We start from the raw sequence: 23,098 nt of genomic DNA, 5'->3' as shown, positions 1-23,098 counted from the left end.
TTCTACATTACTCGTTTAAATAATTTTTCTAGTTCATAATTTGTAAAATTAATAATTATTGGTCTACCGTGAGGACATGTAAATGGATCTTCTGCTTCGCGTAATTGATCAATCAAATCGGCCATTTCGTTATTTTTTAAATAGTGATTAGCTTTAATTGATTTTTTACAACTCATCATGATTGCAGCGTCTTCTCTCATTTTCTTAATGTCAACTTTCTTATGATTTAAGACAAGTTCAACCATATCTTGTATAATTTCTTGTGCTTCGGCTTTAGGGAACCACACTGGATAGCTACTTACAATATAGTCATGACCACCAAAGTGTTCTAAATGCACACCAACCTTCTCTAACTCTTCTTGATATTGATCGATAATCATTTGTTCATCTTTTGAAAAGTGGAATGTCAAAGGAATAAGTAAGTCCTGGACTTCATTTGTGACTTCACCAATCTTTTCTCTAAAGTACTCATACTTAATACGCTCTTGGGCAGCATGTTGGTCAATCATAAACATGCCATTTTCATTTTGAGCGATAATATAAGTTCCATGTACTTGACCAACTACTTCCATATATGGAACTCTACGTGTTGGCGTTGAACTGACCTTCCCTTTTATATCGTCTTGTTGATTATAGTCTGTAGTTTTATCTAGGTTCTCTTTAGAATCGTTTGTGTCGTCCACATTTGAGTTTATGTCCTCAGTTTCAGCTCTATCGATATTATTTAAAATTTCTTTTTGAATTTGGAAGTAATCGATGTCTTCATTACGTTTATTATTATGAAAGGTTGGTTCATTATTATTTTTATCGATTGCTAAATTATTATTGTTAGATTGATAATCGTTATACCCATCTTCTTTGAGCTTTTCAGAATAACTATTATCACTCGTTTGATAGGCTTGTTGATTATTATTTATCTGTTGATTATGCATCTTCTGTTTTTTCTCAAAGTCTAATTTTTGTTGTTCAAATGTGTGTAATACTTTATTTTTCTTAGGTGTTCTATCTAAATCATTTTGAGGAATCAAGATTCTATCCTTAAAAGCTTCTCTTATTTTTTTAACAATTAATTCATACAATTGCTCTTCTTTAGATAATCTTACTTCAAGCTTAGTAGGATGCACGTTAACGTCTACGAGTATTGGATCCATTTCAATATTAATATAACATATAGGATACCTACCAATAGTTAAGAGTGTATGATAGCCTTCTATGATTGCTTTATTTAAAACGAAATTTTTAATATAACGTCCATTAATAAAAATAGAGATATAATGTTTATTACTACGTGAATGTTCTGGCTTAGCAACATATCCTTCTAAGTGATAATCGCTAGTATCTCCTTCGATATGTACTAAATCTTTAGCCACCTTAATACCATAAATCTCAGCCATTACTTCATTTGTTTTGCCCGAACCATTTGTTTTAAGCAAAGTTTTATTATCAGAGACTAATGAAATACGTATGTGAGGATGACTCATTGCCATACGATTCACAATATCTGTAATCTTTCCTAGTTCGTTATATAAACTTTTAATATATTTTAAACGCGCAGGAGTATTATAGAATAATGATTTTACTGTGATATCCGTTCCTTTTTTAGCTTTCGCTGGCTTTTGGCTAATTATTTCACCATTTTCAGCATATATTTCATGTCCATTTTCACTATCTGTACAAGTTTTTAGAGTTACCTTGGCCACTGATGAAATACTAGCTAAAGCTTCACCACGAAATCCTAATGTTCTAATATGGAAAAGATCATCGTCGGCGTCTAATTTACTTGTGGCATGTCTATGAAAGACAAGTTTTAAGTCATCTTGTTCAATCCCAGTTCCATTATCCACCACTCGGATTGAAGCTATGCCAGATTGTTCAACTTCAATATTAATTTCAGTTGATTGGGCATCAATTGCATTTTCAAGAAGTTCTTTGACAACAGAACTTGGGCGCTCTACTACTTCGCCGGCTGCAATTTTATTAGCTAGGGAGGTTTGTAACTCTTTTATTTTCCCCATGAATCAACACCTCTATCTCAATTGATTTTGTAATTCACTTAATTTTAATAACGCTTCAATAGGGGTCATATTAGATATGTTTAAGTTTTTAATTTGTTCTTCTAACGCACTTGTTTTTTCTTCTGATTCAAACAAATCAAAGCTTGTTTGTTCGAATGTATTTTGTGTTTTATCATTGTTCTCTTCATTCGCTTGAATATCTGTACTTGGTAACTCTTCATCGTTAGAGTTCCCATCACTATGTTGTATTTTTTGAGTAGTACTATTTAAACTAGGTTTATTTATATTATTGAAATCCTCATTGTGAGTGGTTGTTTGTTCAAAAGCATTTAGTATAACTTGAGCTCTGTTTATTACTTCTTCAGGTAAATCAGCTAATTTAGCCACTTGTATACCATAGCTATCGTCAACTGCGCCGTCTTTAACTTTATGTAAGAAGATTAATTCTCCTTGATATTCGTCCGCCGCTACGTGAACGTTCTTCAAGCTTGAAAGTTCTTGGTCTAGTGTTGTTAGTTCATGATAGTGTGTTGAGAATAATGTTTTAGCATGTGAGGTTTGTGCAACATATTCAATCATAGCTTGTGCTAATGCTAAACCATCGTATGTTGATGTCCCCCTACCGATTTCATCAAAGATAATTAAGCTATTCTCGGTCGCGTAGGTTAACGCTTTTTGTGCTTCTAACATCTCTACCATAAATGTACTTTTACCTGAAACTAAATCATCAGCTGCTCCAATTCTTGTGAAAATTTGATCAAAAATAGGTAATAATGCTGAATCACAAGGAACATAAGCACCCATTTGCGCCATAATACTAATAATAGCTATTTGACGCATATACGTTGATTTACCAGACATATTTGGTCCAGTAATTAAATAAATAAAGTTATCTTTATCTAATGTACAATCATTCGGAACATAATCATTATAATCCATCACACGTTCAACCACTGGATGGCGAGAATTCTCAAGTTCTAACTTTTTATCATCACTAAATTGTGGCTTAACATAATTATATTTTTGTGCAATTTCTGCAAAGCTTTGTAGACAATCTAATTCAGATATAATTTTTGCTTGTTTCTGTAGACGTTCAGTATATGTTTTAATATGTTCTCTTAGTCTAACAAACAATTGGTATTCAAGCTCAATCGCTTTATCTTCTGCACCTAAAATAATATCTTCTTTTTCTTTAAGTTCGTCTGTAATAAATCTCTCTGCATTTGATAACGTTTGTTTACGATGATAACCGAAATCAGTAGGTTCAAACCCTTGAAGATTTGCTCGAGTAATTTCAATAAAATATCCAAATACTTTATTAAAACTTATTTTTAGAGATTTAATACCAGTACGTTCTCGTTCTTTAGCTTGCAATTGCGCTAACCAATCTTTCCCATTCTTAGATGCTTCTAAATATTCATCTAATTGTTTACTAAACCCTTGTTTGAATATGCCGCCATCTTTTACAGAAATTGGAGGTTCTTCTACTAAACTGTTTTCTAATATTTGTAATAAATCTTCTAGAGGTTCTAACGCCTCAAACTGTTTAGTAGTTTTTTCACCCATCTCATCAAGTAGCGACTTAATATTAGGGATTTCAGAAATAGAATGTTTCAGTTGAATTAAATCTCTTGCATTTACGTTACCATAACTTACACGTCCGACTAATCTTTCAATATCATATACTTGGTTTAAATAGCCTCTCAACGTATCTCTTTCAATAAAGTTGTTGATAAATAACTCTACCATATCTAAGCGTTTTTCAATTTTATCTTTATGAATTAATGGTCTATCAATCCATTGTTTTAATCGACGTGCACCCATAGGTGTCTTAGTTTCATCCATTAACCATAATAATGTACCTTTTTTAGATTTGAGCCTAATGCTTTCGGTTAATTCCAAGTTTCTTTTGGCATAATAATCCATTTTCATAAAATCAATAGCCGCATAAGTGATAACATCTTCGATATGTGATAAATCTCTTTTTTGTGTGTGATAAATATAATCTAATAATAATTGAGTGGATAGATATGTTTCTCCATTATCTAATCCATTAACTTCATAATTTGCATCTGAAATCTCGTCTCTTATTGTAATAGTTTCCGTAGTTAAATTAATTTGTTTTTTTAGCTCTTCGTCTATTTCTTCATTAACAACAATTTCGTTAGGATTAATAGTTATAATTTCGTTAATCAGTGTACTTTCATCTTCAAAATGAGTAGTCTTTAGCTCGCCCGTTGATATATCACAATAGCTTAAAGCGTAACTATTTTCATTTTTAATGAAACTAAGTATGTAGTTGTTTTGATTTTCATCCATTCCACCTTGTTCCATAACCGTACCAGGCGTAACTACTCGCACAACTTCTCTTTTAACCATACCTTTAGTTTGTTTTGGATCTTCCATTTGTTCACATATAGCTACTTTATAGCCATTATTAATAAGTGTTTCGATATAGCTATTTGCTGAATGATAAGGGACCCCACACATTGGGATAGGATTTTCTTTTTTTGCATCTCTTTTTGTTAATGTAATCTCTAAAACTCTTGAAGCTTCTTTTGCATCTTCATTAAACATTTCATAAAAATCGCCTAATCTAAAGAATAAAAGACAATCTTTATATTGCGCTTTAATTTTTAAATATTGTTGCATCATCGGTGTCGGAGTAGACATATTTTCACAACCTTACTAAAGTATTACTTTTTATTTATGTACTTTTAACTCATATATTTTAACATAACAAACTTGTTATCGCTCGTTACTCATATTACTAAGAAATTAAAATGGATATATACTATGACCTTGTTTCATCTTTAAATAAAATAAGAGATTACCATTTTAAGTCGTGGATAAAAGGATCTATATTCTCCTTATTACTATCCCTATCCTAAAATGACAATCCCTTTGATTTTATATTTAACTAGTTTACTTATTTATTATTTTATAAATCTATCTAATAACCCACGTCTCTTTAACATGATTAATAGAATATAACTTATTACGGCTCCTACAAAACTTGAAATTATAAATGCGAGCATTAATGGTTTAACGACAAAGTTTTGCATGCCTAATACCCATGATAAAGGTATACACATTAAACTACCTATTATCCCTGTACCTATAACTTCGCCAACTGCAGCCATAAAAATATGTCTTCGATACATGTAAAAGGCGCTCGCTAAGAGTACACCAATCATACTACCAGGAAAAGCGAAAAAACTTCCTGTTCCAAAAGTTATTCTAATTATTGATGAAATTAAAGCTTGCGCTAATCCATACCAAGGTCCTACAAAGACAGCACATAATACGTTTACAAAGTGTTGAACGGGTGCTGCTTTAATCGGACCTAAAGGTATCACAATAAAGCTACTAAAGATAACATTAAAAGCTATTAGTAAGGCAGTAAGTGTTAGTTTTCTAGTATTCATGGTGTTATTCCTTTCTTAATTATAATTATCATGTTCTTGTTTATTATAATCATTTAATCTATTTTCCATAGTGCTTATCATCATTTGTAATAAGTCATTCGCTTCATATTGAGCTGAACGAAATTCTTCTACAATAGGTAAATTATTAATTTCATTCTCAAGCGTATGAATTTCCTCTTCAGATTGTTCATATGCATGTTTCTTACCATAATTTTGTAGGTTTACAGATTGCTTTTGTTGCTTCTTTAAAAGCTTCATTTTCTCATCAATAGTTTGGTTATCATGAATTTGTTTTTCAATATTTTGGTAAGATTTAATACTTTCGAGCCCTTTAATTTTGTGAGAAAGTTGATCCGCTTGTTTTAATATTTCCTCTTTAGTATACATTTTAATTAGTCACCAATGCATCATCATGAAATCGAACAAAAGTCCCGTTCAATGAATATTGTTTGGCTTCATCAATTTTCACATCTACTAATTTACCTATTGCTTCGCGCGGGCCATTAAAATTGACCAATTTATTTTTTTCAGTATAGCCTGCTAAAACTGAAGCGTCTTTTTTACTTCCACCTTCACATAGGACTGTCACTGTTTTACCATTATACTGTTGCATTGCTTCTTCAGAGTATTGTCCAACTTTTTTGTTTAAGCGTTGTAAACGCTCTTTTTTAACATCCTCTGGCACATTATCTTTCATATTCGCTGCTGGTGTACCATCTCTTTGAGAATATAAATAAGTATAAGCGTGTTCAAATTGAACTTCATCATATAGTGATAATGTCTCTTCAAACTGTTCTTCAGTTTCATTTGGATAACCTACTATAATATCAGTAGTCAATGCTACATTAGGAATTGCTCGTTTAATTCTAGTTACTAAATCTAAGTAACTTTCTCTAGTATACTTACGTCCCATTATTTTTAATACTGCATTATTGCCTGATTGAACCGGTAAATGTATATGAGGGACTATATTGCCACCTTTTGCGATAACTTCAATCATGCGATCAGTAAAGTCCCAAGGATGACTGGTTGTAAACCGAACACGTGGAATATCAATTTGAGAAATATCTTCAAGTAAATCTCCTAATCCATATTCCAAGTCTTTAATATCTTTACCATAGGAATTGACATTTTGACCTAATAAAGTAATTTCCTTATAGCCATCTCGTGCCAAACCTCTAACTTCTTCAATGATATCTTCTGGTCTACGACTACGTTCTTTACCTCTAGTAAAAGGTACAATGCAATAAGTACAGAACTTATCGCAACCGTACATAATATTTACCCAAGCCTTGGTACTACCTTCACGGACCTTAGGTAAGTTTTCAATTATGTCGCCTTCTTTAGACCAAACCTCGACTACCATTGCTTTTGATAGATAGGCTTCTTCAAGTATTTCAGGTAACTTATGAATATTATGTGTACCAAAAATCATATCAACATTTTGATAAGATTTAAGAATTTTATTAACAACAGATTCTTCTTGAGACATACAACCACATACACCAATTAAGGCTTCTGGTCTATTTTTCTTAAGATGCTTTAAATTACCAATTTCACTAAATACTTTATTCTCCGCATTTTCACGGATAGCACAAGTATTAATAAGAATGACATCCGCTTCGTTAATATCATCAGTCGCAGTATATTCTAATGCCTGTAGAATTCCTGCCATAACTTCAGTATCATGTGCATTCATTTGACAACCGTATGTTTTAATTAGGAATGTACGACCTTTGCCCATCCCCTTAAATTTGTCATCAATATGAAAATCTCTATTATAATTGATAGCTTGTTTACCGCGTTTACGTGCCTCTTTGAGACTAGGCGGTTGATAAACACTTTCAAAATATTTACTATAATCTTTCTCTACGTTCTTATCACGTTCATTTAAAATATTTATCGTACCAGCTTTTCTTTGCTCTTCATTCACTTTTAAAAATCCTTTCTATATGCCCTAATACCATTATTACATTATATTAAAATTAGTCATAAAGTGCAAAAAGAGTTTAAAGCAAATTGATTAAATATAAATAATTAAAAAAGCCTCAAACATTTTATAATGAATGTTCTAGGCTAATAAATGTAGTGATGTTCTTACCTATTCAATTTAAGCTTCGTCATATTTACCTGTTAAAGTTTCGATTGTAATACCTTCTGGCACATGGTAAAACTTAACTTGACTAATTATACTTGGGCATTCTAATTCAACCATACGTTCATTCAATTTTTGAATTAAAATTAAACATTCACTCATTTCACCTTGGACCGTTGTTTCAAGTGGTCCTACTCTGAAATGTAAACCAGATTCATCAATAACCTTAATAGCTTCATCAACATATGGTATAACATCTTCGTTATTTGGCGTTCTAGGAACAATTTGAACACTCATTAATGTATCTTGCATTGATAATCACCTCATTAACTATTCTTAATTACTATTCTACCATCCTTGTGCTTAAAAATCTGAGTTAAGTTATTTTATCAATGGCCTCTTTTATAGCGTTTGCTAATTTATACATCGTGTCATCCCAATTTGAAGGATTACGTCTACTTTTATAATTAAATTGATTGTTTTTAAATAATGAACGTCTTAGTGTAGAGGTTAATTCAAGTTGTACCCCTGCGTTTGTAGTTGTTTGATTTACTATATTATCATCTTTCAAACCAGCCATTTGCCTCGATGCTTCTTGTACATTAACACCTATTTCTTTTAATTCTTGAGTGATAGTACTTTTTAATTGCAAATCTTTTCCACCGATATAAACGATTCTTTCTTCACCTAAACATCCGTGAATCGCTATAGCTTTATCACTTGTATTTATCATACTTAGGGCAATTTTATTATCATATTTAGTGGAAGTTACATGTAACTCATTATTTCCTTTAGTCTTTATTCCATCAAATGAGAAATAATTATAGTTACCTTTCTTAGCAATAATACTCGCCAGTTCTGTAGTTGCTGGTTCAATACCTCCACCATGTATAGCTAATATAATTATTTTACTATCTCTGTTTTGTGTATGAATCGTCCAATCTTTATTTCTAGTGGTTTTACTTTCTAATTCTTGCATCGATTTGTATTTATCCATAACCATCCTCACTTTAATATGTGTTTTATTATTTAAAAGAAGCGGGATAAAAATCTTATGAAATTTCAAAGATCCGTTATCCCGCTTCCAACATCATGTTCATTAGTTATTTTTATACAAATTGTGCAGTTAAATTATTGAAGTCTTCTTCAGAGATATGAATATCTCTTTTAGCTAACGCACCTTCGTCTAATTCTTCGATTTGAGATTCATATGAAGGTGTTTCACTATCTTGGTAAACGATACCTTTCACTAGAGATTCATAATCTAATACAGTTTTCATCGCTAATTGTTTATCAGTAGAATCATAACCTTCAATATCATCTAAACTTACTAAATGCTCTTTAAACCAATCATACGTATTTACCTTATTATATGTGACACAAGGTGAGAATACGTTTACAAATGAGAACCCATCATGATTAATAGCATCTTCAATTAATTTTGTTAGGCCTTTGATATCACTGGAAAACCCTTGAGCAACAAATGTCGCACCTGATGATAATGCAAGTTCTAAAGGTGCCACGTTTTTCTCAATATTACCTTTCGGCGTTGATTTAGTTACAAACCCAACCGCAGAAGATGGAGAAGTTTGTCCTTTTGTTAAACCATAAATTTGATTATCCATAACGATATAAGTCATATTCATATTACGGCGTAGCGCATGAACAGTGTGGCCCATGCCAATAGCATATCCGTCTCCATCACCGCCAGACGCAATCACTGTTAAATCTTTGTTGGCCATTTTCACACCTTGAGCTAATGGTAATGCACGACCGTGAATACCGTGGACACCGTATGAATTAATATAGCCAGATAATCTTCCTGAACAACCTATACCTGTAATGATTGCAACTTCTTCTGGTTCTAATCCAACATTTGCTGCTGCTTTTTGAATCGCAGCTTGAACAGAGAAATCTCCACAACCAGGGCACCAGTTTGGCTTCACATTATTACGAAAGTCTTTAAATGTAGCCAATTAAACCAACTCCTTAATTTCTTTTACTACTTCTAATCCTTTTTCTTCTATTTCGTGTGGTAAGAAAGGCGTACCATCATATTTCGTTTGATTAATTAATTTGTCTTGTATATTAGTATTCATTTTAAGAATATTTGATAATTGTCCTTGGTAGTTATGTTCTACTACTACTACTTTTGAAGCTTTATTTACTGCTTCTTGAATAACATCTTTTGGTAAGGGGTGTAGTTGACGAATTTGCATAGTGTTCACTTTTATATCTTGCGCATCTAACCTTGCAGTACCTTCTTGAATGGCACCTTTACTTGATATGAATCCGATAAACAAGATATCCGCTTCTTCATGTGGCTCATTAAGTTCTACAGGCTTTTCGATCAATAAGTTTGCTATTTTACGCATACGTTTTTCCATTTGTTGACGTCTGTTTTCTGCTGCTTCACTTGTTTTACCTTCTTCATTATGTTCTACACCAGTTACATGATGAATACCGCCTTTAACGCCTGGAATTGGTCTAGGTGATACTCCAGATCCAGTTAAAGCGTAACGTCTAAAGTATTGTTTATCGTCTTCTTCTCGTTCGATATCCGATTGTAGTAACTCTCCACGACTGATATTGATTTTACTGTAGTCTATACGTTTCACTGTTTGTTTACCTAACGAAAGTTGTAAATCGCTCAATACAATAACTGGACATTGATACTCTTCGGCTAAATTAAAGGCCTCCATAGTTAGATAAAATGCATCTTCTGCATCAGTAGGCGCCACGACAATTTTAGGAATATCTCCATGTGTACCATAAATCATCTGCATTAAATCAGATTGTTCTTGTTTAGTAGGTAATCCTGTAGACGGGCCTCCACGTTGCGTATTAATAATTACTAGAGGTGTTTCTGTCATACCAGAAAGGCCAATAGCTTCCATCATTAGTGATAAACCTGGGCCCGCACTTGCTGTAAATGCTCTGACACCTGCATAGTTCGCACCAATTGCCATATTAGCAGCCGCAATTTCATCTTCAGTTTGAACTACTGTACCTCCGACTTTAGGAACATTTGCAATCATATATTCCATAATTTCTGAAGCTGGAGTAATTGGATATGCTGCCATAAATCTTGATCCAGCTGAGATAGCGCCTAATCCAATAGCATCATTACCAATCATGTATAAATGGGGCTCTTCATCATTAGCTTCTAGTTCAAAATCGCCTTCTACAGTGTTCAACTGTTCTTTCATTAATTGATAACCTTGGTTTAATGCTTCTATATTCATTTCAACCACTTTTTCACCTTTTTTAGAGAACATATTAGTAATAAGTTCTTCAAACGTAGTTGTGTTTAAGTCCATAATTGCACATGTAGCTCCGACTGCCACCATGTTTTTCATTAATGCTGTTCCTAACTCTTTTGCAGTACTAGTAAACGGTAATTCAATTAACTGAGCTCGGCAATCTTCTGGTTTATTTGGTTTTGCTTTAGCATCGGCAATAATAATGCTATCTTCACGCATTTCATGATGATTGAGTTCTATTGTTTCTTGGTCGAAAGCGACTAAAATATCTAAATCATCACTAATTGCATGAACTGGTGAAGTAGATACTCTAATTTTATTGTTCGTATGTCCGCCTTTTATACGGCTAGAAAAGTGTCTATACCCGTATAGATAATAGCCTTTACGGTTCATTGCGGTCGCAAAAATTTCACCCGTTGACTCTATACCTTCACCTTGTTGGCCGCCCACTTTCCACGATATTTGTGATTTCATACCATATGCCTCCTATGGAAATAATTCATATTAAATAATAACAAAAATAACCACCGTCTTACTATGTCAACAGTGGCATTTAAATAAATTCATACTAATGGACTATGATGTACATAGCTTTTCAATATGTTAAAAGTTATTTATTAAATGGATGATCATCATTAATTAAAATTCTTTCGATATGCTTTGTCTTTCCTTCTTTATCTAAATCAATAATAACACCTGATAGCACACTTCTACCATCATTTGGTATTACATGTCGTTGAGGCAAGCTTGTAATGAACCTTTCAATAACCTCATCACGATTAATACCTAGTATCCCATCATAGTATCCTGTCATACCGACATCAGTTATATATCCAGTACCATTTGGCAAGACGCGTTCATCTGACGTTTGGATATGAGTATGTGTTCCTACCATAACACTAGCTCTTCCATCTAAATACCAACCCATAGCATTTTTTTCTGATGTTGTTTCAGCGTGAAAGTCTACAAAGATATAATCTGTTTCTTTTTGAGCTTCTTCAATCAATTGGTCCGCTTTTTTAAATGGATCATCAATGTCTTGCATAAATGAACGACCTTGCAAATTAATAATAGCTAACTTGATATCATTAATTTGTATAAAACGCATGCCTACTCCAGGTGCTTCACTTGGAAAATTAGCAGGACGTACCATTCTTTTAGCATCATCGATAAATTCATAAATTTCACGTTGACCATAAGTATGATTGCCCATCGTCATAAAGTCTACGCCATCTCTTAATAATTGTTTATATATTTTTTCAGTTAATCCTTTCCCATGAGCTGCATTTTCAGCATTTACTATGCTTACTGTTGGCTTATAAGCCTGTTTTATTTTAGGTAAATATTCAGCAATGGCTTCCCTGCCAATTTTGCCCACAATATCACCGATAAATAGTATTCTCATTTAATGTTCATCCTCTCATAAAATCAGTTTAATTCATAAGTCACTAGAATAAAAGAGACGATTTATACTCTTTTGAAAATTCTATTTCACTTTACTTTAGCATGTTCACAACATATGTTAAGATAAATTTATAAAAATAATAGGAGTTGTAAAAATCTAATGTCAATTAATATTGAACCAGAAAAATTTGCAGAATTAGTAGTAAAATCTAATCCTTCTAAGTCAGAAGACGCAGAAGATATTGCTAAAGAAAGCTTAGAATTATATATCAATGCTTATCGTTTAGCAGAAAGATATTCAAATATTGCTACAAGTTGTTATGACACGGCAGAAATTATTTCTGAATTAAGAAAAACTGATTTACAACTCAAATAATTTAACAACGATTAAAGAGATTGGAACGATGTACGTTCTAATCTCTTTTTTCATCTTTTCGTATTTAACATATTGAACAACCCAATTATATAGAACTGTAAGTTTTCATAATTGTAAACTACTAACAAATTAAAGAGCCTGGACACTTAGTTAAAATGTCCAGGCTAATAATTATTTCGCATACTCTACTGCTCTTGTCTCTCTAACAACTGTCACTTTAATGTGACCAGGATATTGTAATTCTTCTTCGATTTGATTCTTAATGTCTCTCGCCATTCTGTATGATTTCAAGTCATCTATTTCTTCTGGAGAAACAATGACTCTAATTTCTCTTCCCGCTTGAATAGCAAATGCTTTTTCAACACCTTCATAACTTTCAGAAAGTGTTTCAAGTCTTTCTAATCTGCGTATATAATTCTCAAGCGTTTCTTTACGAGCACCAGGTCTGGCTGCAGATAATGCATCTGCTGAAGCAACCAAAATAGAAATAATAGATGTTGGTTCAACGTCGCCGTGATGTGAATGAATAGCATTAATAACAGTATCATTTTCAGCATATTTTTTAGCTAATTCAACGCCAATTTCAACGTGACTTCCTTCTACTTCATGATCGATAGCTTTACCCACATCGTGAAGTAATCCTGCGCGTTTAGCTAAACTTACATCTTCACCTAATTCAGCTGCTAACATTCCAGATAAATGCGCAACTTCGATAGAATGTTTAAGAACGTTTTGGCCATAGCTAGTTCGATAATTAAGACGACCTAAGACTTTAACTAAATCTGGATGCATATTATGAACATTAATTTCAAATGTAGCTTGTTCACCAGCATCTCTAATAATATCGTCAACTTCTTTTCTAGCTTTATCTACCATTTCTTCAATACGACCGGGATGAATACGGCCATCAGAGACTAAATTAACCAAAGCAGTTCTTGCGATTTCACGTCTGATTGGATCAAAACCAGATAAAATAACCGCTTCTGGTGTATCATCAATGATTAAGTCGATACCTGTTAACGTTTCTAAAGTACGAATATTTCTACCTTCTCTACCAATAATTCGACCTTTCATCTCATCATTTGGTAAGTTAACTACTGAGACAGTAGATTCTGTTGTATGATCAGCAGCTAATCTTTGAACAGTGGTAGCTAATAATTCTTTTGCTGTTTTATCAACTTTCTCTTTTGCCTCTTTTTCTTTCTCTTTAACAAGTACTGCAATATCTTGTGACAGTTCTTCTTCAACCCTCTGAAGTTGTTCATTGACAGCTTCTTCTTGAGTGAGACCGGAGATGCGTTCTAATTCTTGTTCATGCTTCATTATTAATGATTGAACACTACTCTCTTTTGCATCTACTTGTTGTTGTCTTTCTTCAAGTTTAGATTCTTTTTGTTCTAAAATCTCATCTTTTTTATCTAAAAGATCAGATTTTCGATCTAAGTTTTCCTCTCTTTGAAGAAGTCGGGCTTCTTGTCTTTGAAGCTCGCCACGTCTTTCACGTAGCTCTGATTCAGCTTGTTCTCTTATTGTTTGGTTTTCTTCTTTTGCCTCTAATAATTTTTCTTTTTTGATATTTTCAGCTTCTTTTTGACCTTGCTTAATAATATCATCAGCAGTTTGTCTAGCTTGTAGTTGCTTTTGATGTAATATATTTCGGGCTACAATATACCCTACAACAACCCCTAGAATAATCCCCAGCAAAATGAGTAGGAGGTTTAATAAATTCACATAAACACCTCCTTTTTCTAGGTATTTGCTTTGTATATCAAAATCTATTTGATTTTATAAATTGTATAATAATTATACATATCAATTGTACGTTTATTATCTTGGTAGTGTCAAGATATGAAATTCCACTGCAAATTCGAATTACATATATTATGAAAGCTAGATTTCATAATAAAATAAAGTGGATGAAATAATACATACTTCACCCACTTCAATTTATTAAAATAGCAGTTCTTTCAATAAAATTTACTAAAAGTAAAAGCTATAAACCTAAGACTATAACTAATAGGCTATTATTCTCTTAAAAGTTATTTATCATCAAATAAAGTTTCAGATGGTTCTTCCTCTTTTTCTTCAATGTCACCATCAAAGATACCAAGTTTTTCACGTAATTTACGATCGATTTCATCTTTAATTTGTGGGTTTTCTTTAAGGTAAGTTTTAACATTTTCTTTACCTTGACCCATTCTTTCACCATTATATGAATACCAAGCGCCAGATTTATCTACAATTTCATTTTCAACACCTAAATCAATCAATTCGCCTTCTTTAGAAATGCCTTGACCATACATAATGTCAACTTCAGCTACTCTAAATGGCGGGGCAACTTTATTTTTAACGACTTTAATTTTAGTTCTATTACCTACAATTTCTTGTCCTTGTTTTAATTGTTCAGCACGACGAACTTCTAGACGAACGGAGCTATAGAATTTTAATGCTCTACCACCTGGAGTAGTTTCAGGGTTACCGAACATAACGCCGACTTTTTCACGAACTTGGTTAATAAAGATAGCAGTTGTGTTTGATTTTGAAATAGCACCTGAAAGTTTACGTAACGCCTGTGACATTAAACGAGCTTGTAAACCGACATGTGTATCGCCCATTTCCCCTTCTATCTCTGCTTTAGGAGTTAATGCGGCAACTGAGTCTACAACTACGATATCAACCGCACCACTTCTTACGAATGCTTCTGCAATTTCTAAACCTTGTTCACCGTGGTCAGGTTGAGATAAATATAGGTTATTAATATCTACACCTAACGCTTCAGCATAGACAGGGTCTAGTGCGTGTTCGGCATCAATAAATGCTGCTACGCCTCCGTTTTTTTGTACCTCTGCGATAGCATGTAATGCTACTGTTGTTTTACCAGAACTTTCTGGCCCATATATTTCAATGATTCTTCCTTTAGGGTAGCCACCTACTCCAAGTGCATTATCTAAAGTAACTGAACCACTTGATACACTTGATACACGGCGACCTTTATTATCACCGAGTTTCATTACGGCACCTTTACCGAAAGATTTTTCCATATTTTTTATTACTGTATCTAGAGCTTTTTGACGATCATTATCCAAAGCGAAACCTCCTAATGAGATAGTTATCATTATTATCTTAGTTAATACTATACATTTATTTTAACCTAATTACAAGTATTTTGCGAATATTTGTTCGCTTAAATAAGATTAAATTCTTCAAAATCGAACAAATGTACTAGAGAAATAACAATAAATTAAATTGGTAATTTATTTTACCCAATTAAGTAATTTAATAAGTGCATAATTTTGACTTCTGTTTTGTAACATATTTCTATTTAGGGACATTTTAAATGAATCTATTTTAAATTCATCGTGGCTTACTATTCCTAAATACACTTGTGCTTCATCGTGTATTAAAGCTATACCCATATCTGTTTTATATAAATCTTTTACATAGTTCGCTGCCTTTTTAACTTTTTCTTCATTATTAGACATGTCGCTAATAAAGATATCAGAGTCTGGTAGATGACCTTTGAGTAATTCGTCTTCATCATGTGTTTTCAGGCGTGTATATAAAGCCCCATTTGTCACACCATCATACACACTAAATGTCTTATTTATTGCATTCATTACAGATTGTTCAATAACTATGTCGTCAGAACCATAATAGTAAGTGCCAATTCTATTTAAAACCTTTTCCTTGATAGGTTGAATTAACGTTTTACATTCATCAACAGAATCTGCATTAGCTGTTAATCTAATATATACTTCGTGCGTACCTGCTAGAGGTGCGATTGTTGGATTAGTTTGATTATCAATTAAATCCATCAATTAAGTTTCAACTTTAGATTCTCCAATTCCAGCAAATCTTAACTGTTCTGAGAAGATAACTTTATCATCATCCATTAAATATGGTAGTAACTCATTTTTAGCCATTGGTTGCATTTCGCGCGGAGGTCCAGGCAATAAAATTATTTTTTTATCATTTTGTTCATACAACATACCTGGAGCCATGCCATAATTATTTTTTAAAACTTTAGCACCTTCAATTACTAAAGCTTGTTGTTTATTATTTGGTGTCATTTCTTGCCCTTGTTCTTTAAAATAATTTTTAATATATTGCAAAGCATCATCATCAGTAACAAGTTGTTTACCTAATACGTTAGCGACTGTGTGTTTTGTTAGATCATCCTTCGTTGGACCTAATCCTCCTGTTAGAACTAGTGTATCAAATCGCTTTAAACCTTCTTTAATAACATATTCTAATCTTTTGGGATTGTCTCCAATAACAGTATGTTCAACTACACTCTTCCCTATACTATTAAATAATTTAGATAAATATTGTCCGTTTGTATTAGCAATTTGGCCCAATAATAATTCTGAGCCTACCGCAATAATTGAAATATTCATGACCGTTTCTCTCCTAATTTTCTTTATATTTTATAAATTAAAGTTCAAAAAAACCAAGAATTGAAGAGACTGAGACATTAATAATTTATGCTCTAGGACATTGTCCACTCTCATTCATTCTTGGTTATTTCACTAAATTATTGTTTAAAAACATTTCTGCCTTTATAAAAATATTCGATACCAGATAAAATGGTAAAGAAGACACCAATATAAAGTAATACTTGTCCTAATGGGAAACCAATCCAATTAGCAAATAAGTCACCTAGTAAAATCCAAATAATTGCAACCATAGTTACAGCTGTTTTAATTTTACCAAGTTGGCCTGCAGCACTTACAAATCCCTGTTCAATTTGTAATAAACGTAAACCAGTAACTGCAAATTCGCGCGCTATAATTATAATAACTACTACTGAATTAGTTAGATCCATTTGAATCATAACTATTAATGCGCTTGAAACAAGTAGTTTATCAGCTAATGGGTCTAAAAATTTACCCATATTTGTAACTAATTGCCATTTTCTAGCTAAGTATCCATCTACAAAGTCGCTTAAAGATGCAACAATAAAGATGATTGCAGCGATAAGTTGTTCGATGCGTATTTCATAACCACCTAAAATCGATACACTGCCAAATCCAAAGTTTACTAGAGCAAATAAAATAAAAACTGGAATAAGAATTACTCTAAAAACTGTAATCTGATTTGGAATATTCATGTTAAAGCCTCATTTCTAAATTTATCTTTACAAATTATAATATTAACATAGCTAAGAGCCAAAGAATAAAAGTAATTACAATTATTCCCCCAATTAACACGACTAATTGTAGAGGTTCCTTATTCTTAGTACGGTATGTAGGGGCATCATCGTTTTGATAACGCATTAAAAGCGTGTCTAATTGATTTTGACTATTTGGAATTTCTTCGCCATGCACATTGATTAATTGTTCAGCGTTCATATTTACAACGCTCGCGTAACGTCTGATAAATCCCTCTGCATAATCAACCTTAGCTAATTCATTGAATCGATTTTCTTCAATTTTTTTTAGCGTTGCTCGTTTAATTTGAGTTCGTTCTTCCAACTCTGCTAACGTCATTCCAAGTCTCTCTCTTCTTCCTTTTAAAGTCTCACCAATAGTTCTCACTTTTAAAAGCCTCCACAATTACTATTCGAAAAATCCAAACCCTCCGCCAAATGTATCTTCACCGAAGTTTAAATTATTTTTACTTTTAACTGTCTGTTGTTTCATTTGATCATATTCAATTGTTTGATTTTCGTTTTCACGTAATTCAATTATATAATCAAAATCATCCATACTATAGTCTCCAGATTCAACAAATAAATCAGGATGTTCTACCACCTTAATTGAAGGTAACGTCATTACTTCTCTGACCAACTCTTGATGTTTATGATTTGCTTCTCTAGCTGTTACAGCACCATCAATAATATACACATGGTTCGAATCATATTCACCCTTAATAAGGGAGCTACGTACCGTTTGCTTAATTAAGGTTGAGCTAATAAAGAGCCATCGCTTATGAGCACAGACGCTTCCTGCTACTATGGATTCCGTCTTGCCTACACGTGGCATACCTCTGATTCCAATAAGTTTATGTCCCTCTTCTTTGAAAAGTTCTGCAAGAAAATCGACTAATAAACCTAAATCTTCACGTTCAAAACGGAATGTCTTTTTATCATCAGCATCTTGTTCTATATAACGCCCATGACGTACGGCTAGTCGATCACGTAATTCAGGCACTCTTAACTTAGTAATTTCAATTTCATTAAGTTCTTTTATAATATTCTCAAAACGATTTACTTTTTCAAGGCTATCAGTTTTAATTAATAAACCACGACGTCCTTGATCTACACCATTAATCGTTACAATGCTTATTCCTAACATACCAAGTAAACTTGAAATATCACCTAATAAACCTGCACGATTAACTGTTATTTCATATTCAAGATACCATTCTTTCTTTTCAGCAACAGTCATTTACATCCGCCCCTTGTTTAAATGCCAACTGTAACAACAGTATTTTAAAATAATAATCATATTATATCATTTATTTTTGAAATACTAATCATAAATTTAAGAATATAACTGTAACGTTTTTGAATTTTAAAGATACCAAGCTCCGTTGACTTTTTGGACCGTACCCGTGATACTCTTAGCTAGCGGATGCCATAAATATGCACAAGTATGAGCAACTTCATCAGGGGTAACCATTCGTTGCTGAGGCAATTCATTTAAAATTGCTTCTTGTTCTTCTTCGCTAAATTCGCAGGCCATTCTCCCTGAAACGAATCCAGGAGCCACCGCATTAACCGTCACACTTGTCATTGCTAATTCCTGACTAAGTGCTTTAACAAAGCCAATTTGGGCACTCTTCATCGTAGAGTAGATGGTTTCCATACTTGCTCCAGTTTCACCCCAAATCGATGAAATAACGATAATCCGGCCATCTACACTTTGTCTTAAAGTGTCAATGAAATAACGGCTACATCTAATCAATTGCTTCACATGTATATTATAACTTCTATCAATATCATTATCTGACATATCTTGTAACATACCGTATATAGCTGTCCCACTACTATAAACAAGGCAATCAAGATTTTTAATATGACCAAACGCTTCTTCTAAATTTATATTTTGTGTTAAATCGAGCTGGATAAAGTGAACCGCTTCATTTTTATACTTTTCTTTCAATATGTTTACGTCTGATTGGTAATATTGAATAATAACTTCAAAATCATCTTGTAAAAGTCGTTCTACAATAGCTGAACCAATACTCCCTGATCCACCTAATACTAATGCTTTCATTATTTTTTAATCTCCAAACGACTATCAACTATATTATCTAAATTTAAATATTGCTTTGTCGTTTCATTTATACTTTCTAAAGTAATATTTTCAATAATATCTAACATCTCGAAGACACTTACCCCTTCGAAGTATAATTTAGCGTATTGATTAGCAATATATTCTGGTGAATTTAAACTTGAGATAAATTCGCCGATAAATTGTTTTTTCAATAAATTAAAAGCTTCTTCGTCTTGTAGATTACCTCTATATTTTAGAAGTTCACTCAATAAGACGTCTTTTAATTTATCAGGTTGTTGTGTTGCACTTGTAATTATTGAAAAACTATATGTAGGTTCGAGCACAAATTGATAGCCAAACGATTCATCTATTAAATCTTCAGTTAGTAACATTTGATAAAAATCAGTTTCTTCTCCAAAGACTAATTCATAAAATAGTGTCATCTCTAAATCACGTTGTACATATCGTTGTGGTGTTTCGACATATGGCTTATTCTTAAACCCAAGCATTAATCTTGGTGACTGCAATTTCATTTCTTCTTTCACAAACGGTGTAACGACTTCAAGTGGTTCATCCACGCTACCTCTTTGGATATTTGGTTGATTTGTTTTATCACGTTGTGCTTCATGAGCTTCCACAAGACTACAAATATGTTCTGGATCAACATCTCCTACGACAAAAAGAACCATATTTGAAGGATGATAAAATGTTTCATAACATGTATATAAATCATCTTTAGTTATGTCATAAATACTTTCTACGCTTCCAGCTATATCCACTTTAATTGGATGATTATGATACATCGCGCGCAGTGTATTGAACATAATTTTATATCCTGGTTGTTCTTGATACATCTTGATTTCTTCAGCTATAATGCCTTTTTCTTTATCTACAGTTTCTTTTGAAAAGTAAGGTGTCTCAACCATATTTAATAAGCGAATAATATTACTATCAACATTGTCAGTGGCACTAAATAAATAACTTGTACGATCAAAGCTTGTAAACGCATTGACTTGAGCATTATCATTAGCAAATGCTGTAAATAAGTCTTCGTCTCCATCTTTTTCAAATAATTTATGTTCTAGAAAATGTGCTACCCCATCAGGCACTGTAATCATTTGGTCTTCATTATGAGGTTTGAATGTACTATCAAGTGAACCGAATTGAGTGGTATAAGTGACAAACGTTTTTTGGAATCCTTTCTTAGGGATAATGAATAGACGTAAGCCATTTTGGAGTTCGTGTTCGTATACTTTCTCATCAATTAATTCATAAACGTGCCTTTTCATTCAGATTGGCCTCCTTTCGTTAATACGTAAATTGTATCGAGTCGAGCTTTATTAGCCATTGTAATTACATCTTCTTTAGTAACATTGCGAATCTCATTAATATAGTCATCATCGGCTTGCGCTTGCTCTAAAAGTAATTGATTTTGCATCACTTCAATTATACTTTTCGGGCGGTCATCAATTTCTTGTCGTTGAGAGATAATTATCTTTTTCGCTAATTCCAACTTACTATCCTCAAATTCTCCCTGCTTAAACTTATCAAATTCTTGTAAAATAGTATCTTTTGCAACTTCATATTTATCCGATGACACTCCACTTAATACAAATAAATAGCCATTTTTACCATCTAATTGTGAATGGATAGAATAAGCTAAGCTTTGTTTTTCTCGTACTTCATTAAATAATACTGAAGATGGGTCGCCACCAAACATGGTATTAAGCACAACTAAAGCATAATAATCATCTGCCCCGAAACGTGTTGGAAAACGGTAACCTAAGTTTAATTTAGCTTGATCTACTTCATCTTCTTCAACAATAAATCGCGGTTCAGTTTGATCATCATCTAGTCTTGGTATATCAGTACGTTGAAGTTCAAACGGTTGAATATTAAACTTAGATTCAATTAACTGTTTAACTTCTTCTTTATCTACATTACCTACCACATATACTGAACAATTATCATTAGTTAACATTGATTTATATGTATCGTACAAGTTTTCAGCTGTAACTAGAGGTATATTTTCAATTTGGCCTGTTGCTAAATAGCGATAAGGTTCATCTTTAAACATATATTTAAGTAAATTTAAAAATGAATATTGCGCTTTATTATCTATCATTGCTTCAATTTTTTTAGTTAATAATGATTTTTCTTGATTCACAAATGTTGTATTGAACGCTCTATTGTCTACAAGTGGGTTAGTGATGACTTCATGGAGTAGATTTAAGCCTTTTTCAAATAAAGGTGAAGAGTCTTTGAGATAACGTTCGTTGACTATTTCAAGTGAAATCGTTATAACGTGTTGATCTTTGAATTTCGAAACAAAACTATTGATATAAGCACCATACAATTCAGAAAGTTGCTTACTCAACGCTTTATCTGTAGGCCACTGTTTCGTTCCACGGATTAATAATTTACTTAGTAATGAGCGTGCTGTAATAGTTTCATAATTTAAAGGTGCCATAAATTTAAATGTAATCATTGTTGTTTTAAATTTCTCAGTTGGTAGTATATCGATATGTATTTGTCTATTATTTTGTGTCACGATTCTTACTCACTCCTTATTAAGTTGTTAAATTTTAGTACGAGTTAATTTGAATTTAACCAGACTACTTTTTACATAATTTAAAGAATATAAAATAGGTTTACCCGTTTCATCAAAATGTACAACCTTTAGTAACATTAATCCTTCATGTGGTGAAGCATTCAAAATATCAGAAATATGTGGCTCATAGCTAATAGCCTCTACTTCAGTTTCTGCCGAAGTGACTTTGTGTCCCGTATTAAGTTCGATAGCATTAAGCATAGAGCCATCACTAGTTTGATAATCTGTACATGTTAAGTTTTCCTCAGCGATCTTATCTAAACAATACATAACTGGTTGATGATTCGCTGTACGCAATCTTTCGATAATCGTAATAGGTTGTTTATCTTTTATACCCAATCTCTTCGCATCTAAAATCGAGGCTGGTTGTTGTTCTAAACTTAAATATTCAGTTCCGGAGTGATAACCAGCTTGTTTTATCATATCGCTAATACTAAATAATTTATTTAATGGATAGAAGAAAGGGTGTAATTTCTTTACGCTTGGCCCTTCTTCAAAGTTATCAGTTAGCACTTGTTCAGTAATAAGCTGACCAATCGCATCATAGACGTCGTCTGTTTTCACATTAACCTCCCTAGCAATCGCTAAATTGCTAGGAAGTTTATCTCCAGGTTTTAAAGAATTATCTTTTATCTGATTGAAAATATACTCTTTCACTCTAAAAACTGAGTTTAATTCTGCCATTT

Annotated in this window: 20 protein-coding genes and 1 pseudogene; 1 reads left to right on the top strand and 20 read right to left on the bottom strand. The window is 32.6% G+C overall.

Annotation, left to right across the window (positions count from 1 at the left end; genetic code table 11):
- Positions 1 to 2: 2 nt before the first annotated feature.
- From mutL to CD147_RS04740, 10 genes are all read right to left on the bottom strand, one after another.
- Positions 3 to 2,015, bottom strand: a complete 2,013-nt coding sequence (mutL, locus tag CD147_RS04785) for a DNA mismatch repair endonuclease MutL (RefSeq protein WP_103166303.1) — start codon at positions 2,013 to 2,015, stop codon at positions 3 to 5.
- Between the two features lie 12 nt (positions 2,016 to 2,027).
- Complete coding sequence (gene mutS / locus CD147_RS04780; protein WP_103166302.1) at positions 2,028 to 4,688, bottom strand: DNA mismatch repair protein MutS; 2,661 nt, start codon at positions 4,686 to 4,688, stop codon at positions 2,028 to 2,030.
- 263 nt (positions 4,689 to 4,951) lie between these two features.
- Positions 4,952 to 5,443: an energy coupling factor transporter S component ThiW gene (thiW, locus tag CD147_RS04775; RefSeq protein ID WP_103166301.1), complete on the bottom strand. Its 492-nt coding sequence runs from the start codon at positions 5,441 to 5,443 to the stop codon at positions 4,952 to 4,954.
- A 15-nt stretch (positions 5,444 to 5,458) separates the two neighbouring features.
- A complete protein-coding gene (locus CD147_RS04770) occupies positions 5,459 to 5,830 on the bottom strand; it encodes a YlbF family regulator (RefSeq protein ID WP_103166300.1) in 372 nt (123 codons plus the stop codon).
- Position 5,831: 1 nt separating this feature from the next.
- Complete coding sequence (miaB, locus tag CD147_RS04765; protein ID WP_103166299.1) at positions 5,832 to 7,376, bottom strand: tRNA (N6-isopentenyl adenosine(37)-C2)-methylthiotransferase MiaB; 1,545 nt, start codon at positions 7,374 to 7,376, stop codon at positions 5,832 to 5,834.
- A 177-nt stretch (positions 7,377 to 7,553) separates the two neighbouring features.
- Positions 7,554 to 7,850 carry a thiamine-binding protein gene (locus CD147_RS04760; protein WP_103166298.1) on the bottom strand — a complete coding sequence of 99 codons (297 nt, stop codon included), beginning with the start codon at positions 7,848 to 7,850 and terminating at the stop codon, positions 7,554 to 7,556.
- Positions 7,851 to 7,914: 64 nt separating this feature from the next.
- Positions 7,915 to 8,535, bottom strand: a complete 621-nt coding sequence (locus CD147_RS04755; protein ID WP_103166297.1) for a poly-gamma-glutamate hydrolase family protein — start codon at positions 8,533 to 8,535, stop codon at positions 7,915 to 7,917.
- Between the two features lie 112 nt (positions 8,536 to 8,647).
- Complete coding sequence (locus CD147_RS04750) at positions 8,648 to 9,514, bottom strand: 2-oxoacid:ferredoxin oxidoreductase subunit beta (protein WP_103166296.1); 867 nt, start codon at positions 9,512 to 9,514, stop codon at positions 8,648 to 8,650.
- A complete protein-coding gene (locus CD147_RS04745) occupies positions 9,515 to 11,275 on the bottom strand; it encodes a 2-oxoacid:acceptor oxidoreductase subunit alpha (protein WP_103166295.1) in 1,761 nt (586 codons plus the stop codon). It abuts the gene before it with no gap.
- A 136-nt stretch (positions 11,276 to 11,411) separates the two neighbouring features.
- Positions 11,412 to 12,206, bottom strand: coding sequence for a TIGR00282 family metallophosphoesterase (locus CD147_RS04740; RefSeq protein WP_103166294.1), 795 nt, complete (start codon positions 12,204 to 12,206; stop codon positions 11,412 to 11,414).
- Between the two features lie 159 nt (positions 12,207 to 12,365).
- Between CD147_RS04740 and CD147_RS04735 the strand changes: the two genes are divergently transcribed.
- Positions 12,366 to 12,581 carry a hypothetical protein gene (locus CD147_RS04735; protein WP_103166293.1) on the top strand — a complete coding sequence of 72 codons (216 nt, stop codon included), beginning with the start codon at positions 12,366 to 12,368 and terminating at the stop codon, positions 12,579 to 12,581.
- Between the two features lie 171 nt (positions 12,582 to 12,752).
- On the opposite strand, the gene rny is transcribed toward CD147_RS04735, so the two are convergent.
- From rny to CD147_RS04685, 10 genes and pseudogenes are all read right to left on the bottom strand, one after another.
- A complete protein-coding gene (gene rny / locus CD147_RS04730; protein ID WP_103166292.1) occupies positions 12,753 to 14,312 on the bottom strand; it encodes a ribonuclease Y in 1,560 nt (519 codons plus the stop codon).
- Positions 14,313 to 14,620: 308 nt separating this feature from the next.
- A complete protein-coding gene (gene recA / locus CD147_RS04725) occupies positions 14,621 to 15,667 on the bottom strand; it encodes a recombinase RecA (RefSeq protein WP_103166291.1) in 1,047 nt (348 codons plus the stop codon).
- Between the two features lie 168 nt (positions 15,668 to 15,835).
- Positions 15,836 to 16,978, bottom strand: a pseudogene (locus tag CD147_RS04720) (CinA family nicotinamide mononucleotide deamidase-related protein).
- Positions 16,979 to 17,115: 137 nt separating this feature from the next.
- The gene (pgsA, locus tag CD147_RS04715) at positions 17,116 to 17,691 is read right to left on the bottom strand and encodes a CDP-diacylglycerol--glycerol-3-phosphate 3-phosphatidyltransferase (RefSeq protein WP_103166290.1); all 576 of its coding nucleotides are present in this window, start codon (positions 17,689 to 17,691) and stop codon (positions 17,116 to 17,118) included.
- 34 nt (positions 17,692 to 17,725) lie between these two features.
- On the bottom strand, positions 17,726 to 18,118 hold the full coding sequence (locus CD147_RS04710; RefSeq protein ID WP_103166289.1) for a helix-turn-helix domain-containing protein: 393 nt from the start codon (positions 18,116 to 18,118) through the stop codon (positions 17,726 to 17,728).
- A 21-nt stretch (positions 18,119 to 18,139) separates the two neighbouring features.
- The gene (locus tag CD147_RS04705; RefSeq protein WP_103166288.1) at positions 18,140 to 18,970 is read right to left on the bottom strand and encodes a YmfK family protein; all 831 of its coding nucleotides are present in this window, start codon (positions 18,968 to 18,970) and stop codon (positions 18,140 to 18,142) included.
- A 126-nt stretch (positions 18,971 to 19,096) separates the two neighbouring features.
- Positions 19,097 to 19,801, bottom strand: a complete 705-nt coding sequence (gene ymfI, locus CD147_RS04700; protein ID WP_103166287.1) for an elongation factor P 5-aminopentanone reductase — start codon at positions 19,799 to 19,801, stop codon at positions 19,097 to 19,099.
- Complete coding sequence (gene yfmH, locus CD147_RS04695; protein WP_103166286.1) at positions 19,801 to 21,090, bottom strand: EF-P 5-aminopentanol modification-associated protein YfmH; 1,290 nt, start codon at positions 21,088 to 21,090, stop codon at positions 19,801 to 19,803. The genes ymfI and yfmH overlap by 1 nt, the downstream gene beginning before the upstream one ends.
- Positions 21,087 to 22,355: an EF-P 5-aminopentanol modification-associated protein YfmF gene (gene yfmF / locus CD147_RS04690; RefSeq protein ID WP_174694354.1), complete on the bottom strand. Its 1,269-nt coding sequence runs from the start codon at positions 22,353 to 22,355 to the stop codon at positions 21,087 to 21,089. Before yfmF ends, yfmH begins: the two co-directional genes overlap by 4 nt.
- Positions 22,356 to 22,379: 24 nt before the next feature.
- Positions 22,380 to 23,096, bottom strand: a complete 717-nt coding sequence (locus CD147_RS04685; RefSeq protein WP_103166285.1) for a GntR family transcriptional regulator — start codon at positions 23,094 to 23,096, stop codon at positions 22,380 to 22,382.
- Between the last annotated feature and the right edge of the window lie 2 nt (positions 23,097 to 23,098).

This window comes from Staphylococcus devriesei, from assembly GCF_002902625.1.
In the GTDB taxonomy this organism is placed as follows: domain Bacteria; phylum Bacillota; class Bacilli; order Staphylococcales; family Staphylococcaceae; genus Staphylococcus; species Staphylococcus devriesei.
Note: the sequence above shows the minus strand (reverse complement) of the source record. Positions and strands in the feature narration are given on the sequence as shown.

What these genes read in the sequence shown, in the direction of transcription:
- CD147_RS04755 (WP_103166297.1), bottom strand. Translation starts at nt 8,535, where the DNA reads ATGGATAAATACAAATCGATGCAAGAATTAGAAAGTAAAACCACTAGA.
- mutS (WP_103166302.1), bottom strand. Translation starts at nt 4,688, where the DNA reads ATGTCTACTCCGACACCGATGATGCAACAATATTTAAAAATTAAAGCG.
- pgsA (WP_103166290.1), bottom strand. Translation starts at nt 17,691, where the DNA reads ATGAATATTCCAAATCAGATTACAGTTTTTAGAGTAATTCTTATTCCA.
- CD147_RS04735 (WP_103166293.1), top strand. Translation starts at nt 12,366, where the DNA reads ATGTCAATTAATATTGAACCAGAAAAATTTGCAGAATTAGTAGTAAAA.
- CD147_RS04770 (WP_103166300.1), bottom strand. Translation starts at nt 5,830, where the DNA reads ATGTATACTAAAGAGGAAATATTAAAACAAGCGGATCAACTTTCTCAC.
- CD147_RS04760 (WP_103166298.1), bottom strand. Translation starts at nt 7,850, where the DNA reads ATGCAAGATACATTAATGAGTGTTCAAATTGTTCCTAGAACGCCAAAT.
- yfmH (WP_103166286.1), bottom strand. Translation starts at nt 21,090, where the DNA reads ATGAAAAGGCACGTTTATGAATTAATTGATGAGAAAGTATACGAACAC.
- ymfI (WP_103166287.1), bottom strand. Translation starts at nt 19,801, where the DNA reads ATGAAAGCATTAGTATTAGGTGGATCAGGGAGTATTGGTTCAGCTATT.
- CD147_RS04685 (WP_103166285.1), bottom strand. Translation starts at nt 23,096, where the DNA reads ATGGCAGAATTAAACTCAGTTTTTAGAGTGAAAGAGTATATTTTCAAT.
- mutL (WP_103166303.1), bottom strand. Translation starts at nt 2,015, where the DNA reads ATGGGGAAAATAAAAGAGTTACAAACCTCCCTAGCTAATAAAATTGCA.
- CD147_RS04745 (WP_103166295.1), bottom strand. Translation starts at nt 11,275, where the DNA reads ATGAAATCACAAATATCGTGGAAAGTGGGCGGCCAACAAGGTGAAGGT.
- CD147_RS04705 (WP_103166288.1), bottom strand. Translation starts at nt 18,970, where the DNA reads ATGACTGTTGCTGAAAAGAAAGAATGGTATCTTGAATATGAAATAACA.
- CD147_RS04740 (WP_103166294.1), bottom strand. Translation starts at nt 12,206, where the DNA reads ATGAGAATACTATTTATCGGTGATATTGTGGGCAAAATTGGCAGGGAA.
- thiW (WP_103166301.1), bottom strand. Translation starts at nt 5,443, where the DNA reads ATGAATACTAGAAAACTAACACTTACTGCCTTACTAATAGCTTTTAAT.